Here is a 13,762-nt window from a genome sequence, read left to right as displayed (position 1 = left end):
TACCTGTAATAATGCTTACGCAGATATTTTTCAGACTGATTTTGGATAACGCCTACAACTTATGGGTATGATACTGCGTATTGCCTCAAGTCGCATAGTGGGGCAAGGGGATATTGTGGGCAGAAGTGGGTATTTCAGCCTCAATTTATCTGCTAATTCAGTGATGAGAGGACGTTTAGACGCAAGAAGGACGCTGAAGAGCTTAGTTGCGGATTTGAGGTAAAATATCCTCTCCGAAAATTGTTTATTTTAAGCAAATCGGTTACATTTGTGACCATAAACAAAACGAAGAGACAGCGTCTCTTTAGTAAACAATAGAAATATTTAGAATGAAAAGAATATTGGTAAGTGGCGGAGCCGGTTTTATAGGCTCTCATCTCTGTACACGGCTTATAAACGAAGGTCACGACGTGATATGCCTGGATAATTTTTTTACGGGTTCGAAAGATAATATCATTCACTTGATGGATAATCATCATTTTGAGGTGGTGAGGCATGATGTCACTTATCCTTATTCGGCTGAAGTAGATGAAATCTATAATTTGGCCTGTCCGGCATCTCCCATTCATTATCAACATGACCCGATTCAAACTGCCAAAACATCTGTGATGGGAGCTATTAATATGCTGGGATTGGCAATGAGACTGGATGCCAAGATTCTGCAAGCTTCTACGAGCGAGGTATATGGAGATCCAATCGTTCATCCGCAACCGGAAAGCTATTGGGGAAATGTGAATCCGGTGGGATACCGGTCTTGCTATGATGAGGGAAAGCGTTGTGCAGAAACGTTATTTATGGATTATCACCGTCAGAACAATGTGCGTGTGAAGATTATCCGTATTTTTAATACGTATGGTCCGCGAATGTTGCCGAATGATGGACGGGTTGTTTCTAATTTTATTCTTCAAGCGTTGAATAATGAAGATATAACGATATATGGTGATGGGAAGCAGACACGCAGCTTCCAGTATATTGATGATTTGATTGAAGGAATGATAAGAATGATGAATACGGAGGACGAGTTTACAGGTCCTATAAACCTGGGGAATCCGAATGAATTTCCGGTATTGGAATTGGCGGAAAGGATTATTAGTATGACCGGTTCATCTTCGAAGATTGTATTTAAGTCTTTACCGGATGATGATCCGAAGCAACGCCAACCGGATATTACATTGGCTAAAGAGAAATTGGGCTGGCAGCCTACTGTTGAACTTGAAGAGGGGCTGAAGCGTATGATTGAATATTTTAAAAATGTCTGAAGCATAAAAAAAGAAAATTATGAATATGGAAATTAATCCTTCTGAATATAAAGTCCTTATTGTGGACGATGTGATTTCAAACGTCCTTTTATTAAAGGTACTTTTGACTAACGAAAAATTCAAAATTGTGACTGCCGGTAATGGAACGCAGGCGTTGGAACAAGTGAAGAAGGAAAATCCGGATCTTGTATTACTGGATGTAATGATGCCGGATATCAGTGGCTTTGAGGTAGCTCAACAAATGAAAGCGGACCCCGAAATGGCTGAAATTCCCATTATCTTCCTGACTGCTCTAAACAGTACGGCGGATATTGTAAAAGGATTTCAGGTGGGTGGTAATGACTTTATTTCAAAGCCATTCAATAAAGAAGAATTGATTATTCGTGTGACGCACCAGATTTCGTTGGTTGCAGCGAAAAGAATCATTGTTGCACAAACGGAAGAGTTACGTAAGACGATCATGGGACGCGACAAACTCTATTCTGTGATTGCACATGACTTGCGTTCACCAATGGGATCTATCAAGATGGTATTGAATATGCTGATTCTGAATTTGCCGAGTGATACAATCGGTGATGAGATGTATGAATTGCTAACGATGGCTAATCAGACAACAGAAGATGTATTCTCATTGCTTGATAATCTGCTGAAATGGACGAAGAGCCAGATTGGTAAGCTGAAAGTGGTTTATCAGGATATTAATATGGTGGAAGTCGTAGAGGGCGTAAGTGAAATCTTTACGATGGTGGCCAGCCTGAAAAATATTAAGATAGTACAAGATGTGCCTGTAGAGAATGTGGCTGTTCGTGCTGATATTGACATGATTAAAACAGTGATTCGTAATTTAATCAGCAATGCGATCAAGTTTAGCAATGAAGGTTCGGAAGTAGTGGTGTCACTGACAGAGGAAGATGGTATGGCAATCGTAAGTGTGAAAGATAGTGGTTGCGGTATTGATGACGAAAATCAGAAGAAGTTGTTGCACACTGATACTCATTTCAGTACCTTCGGTACAAACAATGAGGAAGGTTCGGGACTCGGATTATTATTGTGTCAGGACTTTGTTGTCAAGAATGGCGGTAAGCTGTGGTTTACTTCAAAGAAAGGAGACGGATCTACATTTAGTTTCTCAATTCCATTGCTCGAAAAATAATTGATTCAATGCGTTTTTGTCTCTGTTAAAGGATGCGTTGAAACTTCTTTATATTTTATTCAGGCACGGATTACACGGAATTACACGGTTTAAGATAATTGGAAAAACCGTGATTTGCGTAATCCGTGCCTGGATTTTTAATTTAATCTATCGCTTGCAGATAGCTTTAAAATCGCAATACGAACACTTTTTAGTGTCCTCTGTCTGCGTGAAAGGTTCTTTTTCATTAAAGATCTCTTCTAGTAATGCCTGTAAGCGTTCACGGAATTCATCTTCAAAAAAGGCGAAGTTGTTTACTGGTATTTTCGGTTTGCGGGGTTCTCCCATTTCAATAACAGGCGAATAGCTTTCCGATGCTGCCCGGTGAATGTAGAGCAGGGCAGGAGCTACCATTAATGATTGCTTCCGGCTCATGATAGCGGCATACAGGAAAGTCTGGAAGATATAGTTCGGGCGTGTTTCCGATGGCGTAAACAGTTGCTCGATGTTGGCTGGAATCTTAGGGCTTCCTCCTGTTTTGTAGTCAACAATCCGCAGGGTACTTTCTTTAGCATCCATACGGTCGATTGTCCCACCCAGGCGGAGAGTGAACGGCCCTTGTCCTGTCTGTATGGTTATCTCTTCTGAAACCTCCTTTTCCATGGCGACCATTTCAAAAGGAGTATATTGAAGGTCGTTGCGCAGTAATTGTTTCAGATAGGAAACAATTACTTTGGAGTTGATAAGCTGTATGCCGTTATATTCGGGCTTTTCTTCGGGAGCGACCTTGAATAATTCTTCCTTGAAGGCTTGGTCGACATAGCTTTGCAACTTTACTTCATTACGTAATAAGCGTTCAATATCTTCTTTCTGTATCATTTTTCCATTAGCAGTCAGATCGGTGTATGCTAATTGGGCAGAGAGATGGAAAATGGTTCCAAACAAAGCTGAATCAATTTCTGCACTGACTTCATCCGGTGTTTTTAATCTCGCTACGTAGCGGTAATAGAATCTCAATCGGCAATCAAGATAAGCATTGAGGGCGGAAGGAGAGAGAATTACCGATGAAGGATTAGTGCTATCGTAAGTACGATAAATTCGTCTTAGTACTTCAGGTGTTTTTTCTATCTGTATCTTTTGGATGCTTTGCGGAGATTGTCCGGCTTCCAGATACTCACGAGTGATATCATGCGGACCTTCCACGAGTAATTGCAACATGAAGCGGGACTCTTCTCCACGGTTGAGACCGTCCGAGGAAGTATTGTAGAGCAGAGTGATATTTTCTGCCCGTTGTATCAGGCGATAGAAATAGTAGGCATACACTGCATTCTTATGTTCGATAGTGGTCATGCCAAAAGCTTTCCGGAGGTTATAGGGAATAAAAGAAGATTCTCCTCCGGATTTGGGGAGTTGTCCTTCGTTGAGAGATAATATGATGAGATTCCGGAAGTCCAGATTACGTGTTTCCAGTACTCCCATGACTTGCATTCCGATAGCGGGTTCTCCGTGGAAAGGAATATTGGAAGCTGTCAATACTTTGGTTATCAGACGTTTCAGGGTGTCGGTGCGTATACTTAGTTCTCCGCTTTCAATCAAACTGTAGAGACGGTTGATTTTGGTATGGCTTTGGAAGAGGGATTCTCTATAAAGTTGATTGAAAATATCATTGTATTCCCCTTCTTTGCGATAAATGGTTGAAATATCTTTGATTAATTCAATCAGATAATCGCATAGCTCTTTAATGCCATTACGGGGAGTGAATAGGGTAGCCAGGAAATCATCTTGCTTCAGTTCCGATGGAAGTGGATAGAAGCGGTTTGTTTTGGTTAGTTCGCGTTCCAGTGGACCGGCATGGGATGAGATTTGCTGGGTATAGGGATGTTTCAATATGGCTGATACCGCCTCGTAAGTGAATCGGCCGGTATCGGAGCGGTAACCGTTGGTTTGTAGCTCCATAGCGGCATTGATAAAACTGTAAACAGGAGTTTGAGCCAATGGGAATCCCATGGTGATATTGACATTCTTCACTTCCTGCGGAATGGAATGAAGTACGGGAAGCAGCAAGGCTTCATTACAAAGTACTACGGCATTTTCTTTTTCCTTTTCTTCAGCGATTTGTGAATGATTGTCCGTAATCATTTTGATCCATTCGGGGAGGAAACGCGCTTGTGCATTCTCGGTGGAAGCGGAAATATAACGTATTTTTTTCGGTTCTTTGAAGGTATCGAAAAAGCTTTCCGGGAGTTCGTTCGGAAATTCCCCCAGATTACGTTTCAGAAATTCTCCGGCTTCATGTTTTCTGATTTGTTGGGTGTAGAAAATATCGTAGTCCCAATAAAAGAGTGCTTTGCCTGCATCTTTCAGTTTTCTGAAAAATTCGTTTTCTACTTTGTTCAGTACATTGAAACCGACAAATATGTATTTGTCGTATTTGAGTTGATCGGTATCGAGTTGTTCAATCACATTCCGGTAGAGCATGCCTTCGTATGCGATGCCTAGCTCTGTCAGGTTTTCCCGGTAATGATGGTAGATAGTGCCTAGTTTGTCCCAAAGGGAAATAAATTTCTCTTTGAGTTCGGTTCGTCTTTCAATGGAGAAATTCTGAAAAAACTGTTGAATGGCTTCTTCCTGTTCTTTGTCGAGGAATTCATAATCGTCCATCAGGTTTTTCAGATCTTGCAGATTACTGAATAGTTTGTCGGCATCAACCATATTCTTATCCACATCATCAAAATCACTAATCAACAACTCTCCCCAGAAGTAGAAATCATCCAATGTTTCCTGGCTCTGTGTTTCCTCTTTGAATACTTTATAAAGCTCACAAACCAATCTAATAGGGTCACCGCTTTTTTGTACTGATAGTTTCTGAAACAGGTCGCTGATACTCATGGCGGCTGGTGACCAGATCGGTTGATCGGATTCTCCTGCCAAATATTCATTGAAAAACAAGTTAGCACGTTTATTGGGGAAAATGAGTGCTGTACGTGACAGGTCATTTCCTATTTTGGCATATAAATCGTGAGCGACTAGTTGGAGAAATGATTGCATATTGATTAAGTTTTTCTAATTCATATATTTATTGTGCCCGGAACATAACCGGAACGGTGAAATAGACGGCTACTTTAGTACCATCTTCCAGTTCTCCCGGCTTCCATTTGGGCATTTGATTGATGATACGCAATGCTTCTTTATCCAAGTAAGGATCTACGCTGCGTACAACTTTGGGGTTGACTACATTTCCTTCCTTATCAACGACAAACCGGATAATAACACGTCCCTGTGGTCCCATCTCTCCTTGAGCGACTGTCGGATACTTTATTTTTTTTCTAAGGAATTGCATTAATGCTTGTTGACCTCCCGGGAATTCCGGCATAACCGGAGCTACTTCCAGTGTATCACTAGCCGACAGTGAAGTATTTGATATATCGGGGGCAACAAATCCAACTACTATCTCTCCTCCTAGCATATCATCGGGTGTTGGCGCTGGTGGTGGGGGAGGTGGTACATCTTTTATGGAGGCAATGATGGTGTCTTCTGCCGGAGTGGGGACAGGCTCTCCCATAATGAGATTTTCATAGGAAGTTGTATCACTAGACACTTCTTTATTCATTCCTTTATTAGCCGAATTAGTGCATGAAGTCATTGGAGTCATGGCTATCAGCCCTGCAGATATGCCTAATACTGTGATTGCTTTTCCCGCTATCTGTTTTCGCTCAAGCTGTTGCTCCAAATAACGAACTTCCGCTTCGCATTTGGGACAAGTGCCCAAACAGTCTCCCTGATACTGACATTCAGAGGTGATGAATTCAATATCATTCGCTTCGGCTATCTGCCGACGAATCTCTTTTAAAATTTTGCAAGTTTGTTTTCCTCGTACCATGTCATTAATCATTAGGGGTTTTATAAGTGAACCGGTCGAACTGGGTAATTCCCATTTCTTTCAGAAGTTCTATGCTTTGGTCAATATCCTTCTCCGTATTATAGGAGGGGATGAGTGGTGTCCGAATAACGATTTGCTTGGCTTTGTCTTTCCCGATTAAATATCGTAAATTACCTAAGACGTTTTCATTATTCTTTCCGGTATATCGCTGATAGATGTCATTATTCATATCTTTGATGTCGACTATGTAATTATCTATAATAGAAATCAGTTCTTCTACATTCTGTTGCGGAACATTGAGAGAGGTTTCGACAGTGATTCTCCATTCCGGGCCACAGAGTTGGCGGAATTGCCTGATAAATTCGCTTTGTAATAAAGGTTCTCCACCGCCAAATGTGACTCCGCCGCAACTCGCCAAAAAGTAGAGTTCATCTTTGCGTACTTCCTCGTAGAGCTGGTTACAATTATAGCTCTCCCAAACACCGTTAGGTTGCAAAGATGTCGGGTTGAGACAGTATTTGCAACGCAACGGACAACCGTGAAAAGCAACTAATGTTGTAACTCCTTCACCGTCAATTGTTAGTCGATGGCGGGCGATGCCGATGAGGGGAACTGCTTTCATACTTTTTCTATTTTTTCTTCATCCACATACCACAAGTAACCGGTGATATTCTTATATCCCATCTTGGTAAGTAGCTGCATGTAGCCTTTTACCTGTTTATTATATTTGGGGTTTTCCTTACCAAATTTGAAATCAACTACAACAACCTGGTTGTCTTTCATCATTACGCGGTCCGGGCGACGGGTTTGTAGCACTCCTTTTTCTTTATAGATAATGGCACACTCATTAAATAATGTCCACTTTCCGGAATACCAATCTTGAATTTCAGGAGAAGAAAAAGCTTTCGTTGCAACTTCGCGGGCTACTTTTTCTTTCTCATCATTTCTGATCACTCCTTCAAAAATAAGTCGTTCGATGGCCGGATCTATATCTTCTGCTGTTTCGATAACAGAAAACAGGGTGTGTAACATACGCCCGCGGTTGATAAAGCGGTCGTCCGAGTCTTCTTCCTCAATTCCCTGGATGAAGTCCGCTGAACGGTTGGACTGACGAAACTCAATACCATGGCGCATGGATTCCATCCGGATAGGGAGCTTTTCCGGTTTCTGGGTTAGCTTGTTGGTCGATGTCTTTGTTCTTTCTTTTTCTGACGGACATAGTTGTCCTTGTTCGTAACAGTCTTCTTCCCAATCAATACCTTCTTCCTTAGCTACGATTGGGAGAGTGTTTGCCAACAGTTCGGACATGGTACCTTTTTGATTTTTTCTGCTCCAGATAATAAGGTTTTTTCCTGCACGGGTAAAAGCAACGTATAACAGATTGAGGTTATCTACCCAAAGTTGGAGACGCTCTTGCAGGTAGTCGTTTCCATAAATAGATTCTGCCATTTGGGTGGAGTAGTTGATAGGGAGAATATCCAACGCGTCGAATGGTGCTGCTTGCGGGGTACACCATACAAGTTGGTTATTGGTCTCATTCTCCAGTTTCCAGTCGCAGAAAGGGAGGAGCACGGTATGGAATTCCAATCCTTTGGATTTGTGTATGGAGAAAATCCGGATTCCTTCTACTTCTCCGCTTGGAATTGTTTTACTGCATAACGTTTCATTCCAATACCGGATGAATCCGTCGAGTTCGGAAGAGTTACTTTGTAGATAGTCAGTGACAGCATCGAAGAATGCGAATAAGTAGGCATCCTGGTCTTTGATAAGATTCATCTCGAATATACTGAAAAGCTCTTCCAATAGCTCATAGAGAGGCATTAGCCTTAATTCTTTTATCTTTTCAAGAAAAGCGGCGGGAAGATAATTCTCGGCAGGGAGGAGTAGGAGGGTATTCCAATCCAATCCTTTTTGTAAAACTTCGTTTTGATAGGCTATGGCCAGCTGGGCACGTGCTATTTTATTGTTTTCGTCGGAAAGAAATCGCAAGGCGTCCAGCATCATACAAATGGCAAGAGAGGCGTCAAGGCGAAAGGCTTCGTCTGATACCACTTTGTAGTGTAGCTCCTTATCAAAGTAATCGGCAATACGGGGAATACTTTTATTTTTTCGTACTAAGATGGCGATGTCATTAAGCTGTACTCCGGAGGCGAGGAGGTTTTCCACTTCTGCTCCCAGGCTAATAAGTGTCTGCTCGGTATAGTCATGTTCTTCGTCGGGTTCGAGAAAAGAGACTTTAACGTATCCTTTTTCTGTACTTCGGGGAGATTCCTGCACAACGTCGGCATAGGCTTTCTGCAAATCCTCACAATCTTTGCCTAATTGCTGTTTATACACTCCGTTCAGATAGTTGGCAGCAGCTGTGAAGATTCGATTGTTAAACCGGATGACATTCGTTTCACTTCTCCGATTGGTGGCTAACGTCTTGACGCGGATCGGGAAATGCTCGATGTGGTCATTCAGGCTGTTGAGAATTCCCCAATCACCATTCCGCCAACGATAAATGGACTGTTTGACGTCTCCTACAATCAAACTGTCTGCTCCTTGAGACAGCCCTTCGAGCAAAAGCAGTTTGAAGTTGCCCCATTGCATTCGGCTGGTATCCTGAAACTCGTCTATCATGACATTATGGATATTTGTCCCTATCTTTTCGAATACAAAAGAGGAGTCACCGTCTTTCACCAGTTGGTGAAGCAGGGCGTTCGTGTCTGACAACAGAAAACGGTTGTTGTCGTGGTTCAACTGACGTACTTCTTCGTCGATATTGGCGAGAAGTTGCACTTTATTGAGATGTTGCAAGGATAACCGGCAACTATTCAGTAACAAATTATTCTTGGAACGCAACTTTTCAGCATCTTCCAGAATTTGTATAAGGCTGGAATTAGCCAGGTTGATGATATCCGCATAACGGGGAGAAGTCTTGGTTGCCCAATTTTTGGCATCTTCCAGACATTTCTCTACTGTGGCATTACGGATATCATTGCTTAAAACGCCATTATTCAGTTTACGGAAATAACTTCCGATTCCCCGTGAACCGTTTTTCAGATCATCAGCAGTTAATGCGTGACCATCCAGTTCTCCTTCGAATTGGTCGTAGAATCCTTTCATTTGCTCCAGTATTTCCGTTTCCAGAGCTTTCAGTTGTTTGCGGTATTCTTTGATGGTGTTCGGATTACGCAGTCGTTGCCGAAGTCCTTCTCCTTTTTCAATATAGCCTTCATCGAAAATATTGCGTCCGAAACTTTTAACTTCGTCTGATACATTCCATCGTTTATCATCGGCAATTCGTTCGTTGATATAGTCTAATAACCATGCGAGGACAGGGGAAGTGGGACCTAACTTCTCGATCATACTATCTACGGCGTCACTAAGAACTTCGGTATTGTTTAACTCGATATTCAGATTCGGGCTAAGTTCCAGTTCCCGTGCGAGATTACGCATGACAGATTGGAAAAATGAGTCAATAGTCTCTACCCTGAACCGGCTGTAATCATGCAGCATATAGTTAAGGGCGACACCTGCCGCTTCCCGTATCTCCTGTTCGGTTTTTCCAGTCTCTTCTTTGATACGGTTGAGATAGGCTTCCGAATCTTTATCACCTATCTGTATGCCGAAAAGCTGACTAAGAATACGTTCCTTCATTTCTGCTGTTGCCTTATTGGTAAAGGTTACAGCGAGAATTTGCCGGTAGGCACGGGGATTGAAAATTAATAGTTTGATGTATTCCACGGCCAGGGTAAATGTTTTACCCGAACCTGCAGAGGCTTTATAGACTAAAAGTTCACTCATGTTTTTGTTTAAGGGATATATTCGATTTTAGCAACGATTACTCGTATCTCTTCCGGTTCTTTCCCGGCTTTTACTAATGCCTGATGGAAGTTTTTAGGGAAGAACATGAAGAATGTGTCCGGAGTGGAATCTACATATTTTATTTTTTTGGCTTTGTAGAAAGTAACATCCGGTTTATATTCGGTGATAGGCTCCGCATATTCGGCTGAAGTAATTCCGAAACGTTCGGTACCTTTTACTACATATTGCAAATCGATGCCGTGGCGGTGTGCTTCAATTTTACGTTTACTGACATCTTGTGTTGTTGCATCCTGCACATTGATGTAGCAATGTTCACCATCTACTTCGTATCGTCCGGCAGGCATATTTACGAGGTCGTGGGTAGCTAGCCATTGGAAAGTCTTGTCCCACACTTTCTTGTTCTTGTGATATTGTGAGGCAAACTCCTGATAATCGGTTGTCTTATGAGGCATTGCCTTCAGCCCGTTCGCCCATTCTTGTTTCTGTGTCCATTGGCGGGCTTGTTTAAGAGTCCAGTTGTCAGCAGATTCTTGTGAATATACATTTTCTGTGAAGAAGAAAAGAAAAAGTCCGATAAACAGGCTTGAACTACTAAATACGAAGTTTGATTTCATGATTGTTCGAAAAAATTAGGTCCGAAAATAAGTATGAATAAAGGTAGATAGTCTTTTAAAGCTACTCGTAATAGCTTTAAAGCTTGTCCAATTCTGTAATTAATCGTTTGTGGAGATACATTCAGTTTCTCGGCAATTTCTTTATGCGTCAGATGTTGATTACGGTTCATCTCGTAGGCTTCGAGATATTCTTTCGGAAGTCTTTTTAATGCTTCTTCATATAGACGGAAAAGCTCATCACTCAAATAGAAGTCCGGGTTATTGAGCTCACTATCATATTTATCTACGATTTCCTGATGTACTTTTCGTTTAATCTCAAAATGGGAAAGACGGTTGAGGGCTTTGTTCTTGACAATCGTAAAAAGAAGAGTTTTGAGTGTCAGATCTTCCATCAGAGTACAACGGTTTTCCCACAGCCACATCATTGTTTCCTGCACAATCTCCTCTATTTCTTCCTGCTCACTTACGTATTGAGAACAAAAAGCACATAGCCTACGGAAATAATGTCTGTAGACGACGTCAAAAACTTTTTCTTCTCCTGCTTTTAGGGCAGTAATAACGGACTTATTATTATTAATATCCAAATATATCGGAGATTGTGACATTCTCTTTTAATTTATGTAAGACAAAAATAATGAAAGAAGTAGATAAATGAAATAAAAATGCGAGAAAAAATATTTTTTTCTTTTTTCGTTTAGTATATTTGTACTCACAACTGTATTACTACAAAGGTTTTATAGTTTTTTTATTGTAAAAGGTCAAATGAGCATGGATGAAACTATCTTGTTGAATTATCTGCAGGGTGAATGTAATGATGAAGAAGCTGCCCGGGTGGAAACTTGGTGCGAGGAAGAACCGGGGAATCGGAAAACTTTAGAGCAACTTTATTATACTCTTTTTGTAGGTGAACGTATAGCGGTGATGAATGCTGTAGATACAGAGGCGTCATTAGATAAATTTAAGTCGGCTATCAGAGAAAAGGAGAGAAATACTAAACGGAAAAATATCTCAATCCGTTGGGGGCGTTATGCTACTGTGGCTGCTGCTTTTCTTACCGGACTTGTTTTTGCCGGTGGAATTGCCTGGGGATTACTTTCCAATAAACTTTCAGATTATGAGGTGATAACTGCTGCCGGACAGAGAGCACAGACTGTACTGCCGGATGGTAGTAGGGTATGGCTGAATGCATCTTCTAAATTAGTTTATCATAATTCTTTCTGGAGTTCGGATCGCCAAATCGATTTGTCGGGTGAAGCTTATTTCGAGGTTTCCCATGATAAACATGCTCCATTTATCGTAAACAGTAAACAAATCAAGACTTGTGTGCTTGGTACGAAATTTAATGTGCGTGCGCGTGAAGAAGAGAATAGGGTAGTGACTACCTTGCTTCAAGGTTTGGTGCGGGTGGATTCTCCACGAACGGAAGAGAATGGCTATTTACTGAAACCGGGACAGACATTGAATGTGAATACGGATACTTATCAGGCAGAGTTGATTGAATATAACCAGCCTACGGATGTGCTCCTGTGGATGAAAGGTAAGTTGGAATTCAAGCAACATTCTTTATTGGAAATAACCAATATTATGGAGAAGTTGTATGATATTAAATTTATCTATAAGGATGATGCTTTGAAATCAGAACGGTTTACCGGTGAATTCTCTACTGATAGCACTGCTGATGAAATACTGAATGTTTTGATGCATACAAATCATTTTTCTTATAAGAAAGACGGACGGATTGTCCGAGTGATGAAGAAATAAGAGATAGGTTAGTGTTTCTAAAAGGCTGTCTAATTAGATCTTGACAGATTAAGGTTTGTTCGTTATATAAAGATGTGAAGTGCTCCCAAAAGTTAGATACATAACTTTCTGGGGGCATTTCACATATATGTAGTGGCAAACTGATTGGAATGGGATTTGATTAGATAGTCTTTAACACGAGAAATCACCCTCACTACATGACTGAACTGCACTCCTTAAGTTTTGTGTTCAACTTTTGGGGTGCAGTTCATTGTAATGAGGGTGATTTTATGAACTTAAGGCCTGTTTGATAGCCTCTATTCTATATTTTTATAGTTATCTATTCATAAATACTTACTCACTTTTGGGTTCGTAAACATTAAATTCTGTAACATCCGTACGACCGTTTGTAGAGATAGTGATAATCTGATATTTTAGATATCGCGTAGTAATAGGAGAGATGAACGTGATGTTTTGTGTACTACTACCGGGTATTGCTAATGAACTTAATGATTTCCATGTCATACCATTTTCAGACTGTAATATTTCCACTTCTCTAGGAGCATATGCATTTCCCCAGTGATTCGTTTTGATGCCTGTTAAAACCTTAGTTTCTCCTAAATCAACGGTGAACCAGAAGCCTTTATTATTTAGAGCAACGTCAGTTCCAGTCTTGCCATCAATTAAATTATTAGGCGCGCCGTCTACTCCTTCTTCCACATTAACAATCCAACCTACACGATTACTGATAAGTTGGCTATTGCTAGGAGTACCACTTTTTAGATTACAGTAGGCAGCTTTATTAATGATGACAGGTAAGATACTTAAATTACTGCTAATGACAGTGTTCTTATCATTGGTAGTTACATTACTGATTGATACACTGAAAGAGAAACTTGTTTTTTCCATGATACTGGCGAATATCGTTGGATCGACCGTTGCAGTGATTTCTTCAGAAGTCATCTGTCCTTCTTTGAGAGTAACCTGTGAGGAACTTAAAACGATCTGGCTTGCATCAAGCCCTTCTGTTTCACTTTTTGCACTTAATGCGATAACCATATCTGTAGAGACTGCTTTCTGTGTTTTTACAGTAAAAGCCATCTTAATTTCATCTCCTCCGATTCCATTCGCATCATGAGTCAGATTGAACTTTTTTACATTCCCCGATAAATAGTCATTTCTCTGTAGAGACACATACGTAGCATTCCACTCGTTAAAAACTTCTTCATCATCACTACAGGACGAAATGAATGGGACAAACAAGCCGAGTAGAGTTGCTATTGATAGTGATTGAAATATATTTTTCATATACATATACAATTTAATT

The 13,762-nt window shown here is 40.9% G+C and carries 10 protein-coding genes; 3 read left to right on the top strand and 7 right to left on the bottom strand.

Annotation, left to right across the window (positions count from 1 at the left end; all coding sequences use genetic code 11):
- Nucleotides 1-329 precede the first annotated feature (329 nt).
- Both HMPREF9009_RS18060 and HMPREF9009_RS18055 read left to right on the top strand, forming a co-directional pair.
- On the top strand, nucleotides 330-1,259 hold the full coding sequence (locus HMPREF9009_RS18060; protein ID WP_004300450.1) for a UDP-glucuronic acid decarboxylase family protein: 930 nt from the start codon (nucleotides 330-332) through the stop codon (nucleotides 1,257-1,259).
- A gap of 19 nt (nucleotides 1,260-1,278) precedes the next feature.
- Nucleotides 1,279-2,412 (top strand): hybrid sensor histidine kinase/response regulator, encoded by a 1,134-nt coding sequence (locus HMPREF9009_RS18055; RefSeq protein WP_008017655.1) that lies wholly within the window; start codon nucleotides 1,279-1,281, stop codon nucleotides 2,410-2,412.
- 147 nt (nucleotides 2,413-2,559) lie between these two features.
- Here the strand turns inward: HMPREF9009_RS18055 and HMPREF9009_RS18050 are convergent, their stop codons facing one another.
- Genes HMPREF9009_RS18050 through HMPREF9009_RS18025 form a run of 6 tightly spaced genes read right to left on the bottom strand, consistent with a single transcriptional unit; the run spans nucleotide 2,560 to nucleotide 11,300 of the window.
- Nucleotides 2,560-5,439: a PD-(D/E)XK nuclease family protein gene (locus HMPREF9009_RS18050; protein WP_049702922.1), complete on the bottom strand. Its 2,880-nt coding sequence runs from the start codon at nucleotides 5,437-5,439 to the stop codon at nucleotides 2,560-2,562.
- 28 nt (nucleotides 5,440-5,467) lie between these two features.
- Nucleotides 5,468-6,271: an energy transducer TonB gene (locus HMPREF9009_RS18045; RefSeq protein WP_404841259.1), complete on the bottom strand. Its 804-nt coding sequence runs from the start codon at nucleotides 6,269-6,271 to the stop codon at nucleotides 5,468-5,470.
- A 4-nt stretch (nucleotides 6,272-6,275) separates the two neighbouring features.
- Entirely contained in the window at nucleotides 6,276-6,893 is a 618-nt protein-coding gene (locus tag HMPREF9009_RS18040; RefSeq protein WP_049702920.1) for a radical SAM protein, read from the bottom strand.
- Nucleotides 6,890-10,060 carry a UvrD-helicase domain-containing protein gene (locus HMPREF9009_RS18035; RefSeq protein ID WP_049702919.1) on the bottom strand — a complete coding sequence of 1,057 codons (3,171 nt, stop codon included), beginning with the start codon at nucleotides 10,058-10,060 and terminating at the stop codon, nucleotides 6,890-6,892. The genes HMPREF9009_RS18040 and HMPREF9009_RS18035 overlap by 4 nt, the downstream gene beginning before the upstream one ends.
- Nucleotides 10,061-10,068: 8 nt before the next feature.
- Nucleotides 10,069-10,695, bottom strand: coding sequence for a NanQ anomerase/TabA/YiaL family protein (locus HMPREF9009_RS18030; protein ID WP_004313620.1), 627 nt, complete (start codon nucleotides 10,693-10,695; stop codon nucleotides 10,069-10,071).
- The gene (locus tag HMPREF9009_RS18025) at nucleotides 10,692-11,300 is read right to left on the bottom strand and encodes an RNA polymerase sigma-70 factor (protein WP_004313621.1); all 609 of its coding nucleotides are present in this window, start codon (nucleotides 11,298-11,300) and stop codon (nucleotides 10,692-10,694) included. Before HMPREF9009_RS18025 ends, HMPREF9009_RS18030 begins: the two co-directional genes overlap by 4 nt.
- A 163-nt stretch (nucleotides 11,301-11,463) precedes the next feature.
- On the opposite strand from HMPREF9009_RS18025, the gene HMPREF9009_RS18020 reads away from it, so the two are divergent.
- Nucleotides 11,464-12,456 (top strand): FecR family protein, encoded by a 993-nt coding sequence (locus HMPREF9009_RS18020; protein WP_049702918.1) that lies wholly within the window; start codon nucleotides 11,464-11,466, stop codon nucleotides 12,454-12,456.
- 333 nt (nucleotides 12,457-12,789) lie between these two features.
- On the opposite strand, the gene HMPREF9009_RS18015 is transcribed toward HMPREF9009_RS18020, so the two are convergent.
- Nucleotides 12,790-13,743: a DUF4999 domain-containing protein gene (locus tag HMPREF9009_RS18015; RefSeq protein WP_009039645.1), complete on the bottom strand. Its 954-nt coding sequence runs from the start codon at nucleotides 13,741-13,743 to the stop codon at nucleotides 12,790-12,792.
- Nucleotides 13,744-13,762 lie beyond the last annotated feature (19 nt).

The organism is Bacteroides sp. 3_1_13 (assembly GCF_001185845.1).
Lineage (GTDB): Bacteria > Bacteroidota > Bacteroidia > Bacteroidales > Bacteroidaceae > Bacteroides > Bacteroides xylanisolvens.
The sequence above is the reverse complement of the archived record's forward strand: the minus strand, read 5'-3'. Positions and strand labels throughout refer to the sequence as shown.

Excerpts from the sequence above, each read along its gene's own strand:
- HMPREF9009_RS18040 (WP_049702920.1), bottom strand. The coding sequence starts at position 6,893 with ATGAAAGCAGTTCCCCTCATCGGCATCGCCCGCCATCGACTAACAATT.
- HMPREF9009_RS18050 (WP_049702922.1), bottom strand. The coding sequence starts at position 5,439 with ATGCAATCATTTCTCCAACTAGTCGCTCACGATTTATATGCCAAAATA.
- HMPREF9009_RS18030 (WP_004313620.1), bottom strand. The coding sequence starts at position 10,695 with ATGAAATCAAACTTCGTATTTAGTAGTTCAAGCCTGTTTATCGGACTT.
- HMPREF9009_RS18020 (WP_049702918.1), top strand. The coding sequence starts at position 11,464 with ATGGATGAAACTATCTTGTTGAATTATCTGCAGGGTGAATGTAATGAT.
- HMPREF9009_RS18060 (WP_004300450.1), top strand. The coding sequence starts at position 330 with ATGAAAAGAATATTGGTAAGTGGCGGAGCCGGTTTTATAGGCTCTCAT.
- HMPREF9009_RS18035 (WP_049702919.1), bottom strand. The coding sequence starts at position 10,060 with ATGAGTGAACTTTTAGTCTATAAAGCCTCTGCAGGTTCGGGTAAAACA.
- HMPREF9009_RS18015 (WP_009039645.1), bottom strand. The coding sequence starts at position 13,743 with ATGAAAAATATATTTCAATCACTATCAATAGCAACTCTACTCGGCTTG.
- HMPREF9009_RS18055 (WP_008017655.1), top strand. The coding sequence starts at position 1,279 with ATGAATATGGAAATTAATCCTTCTGAATATAAAGTCCTTATTGTGGAC.
- HMPREF9009_RS18045 (WP_404841259.1), bottom strand. The coding sequence starts at position 6,271 with ATGGTACGAGGAAAACAAACTTGCAAAATTTTAAAAGAGATTCGTCGG.
- HMPREF9009_RS18025 (WP_004313621.1), bottom strand. The coding sequence starts at position 11,300 with ATGTCACAATCTCCGATATATTTGGATATTAATAATAATAAGTCCGTT.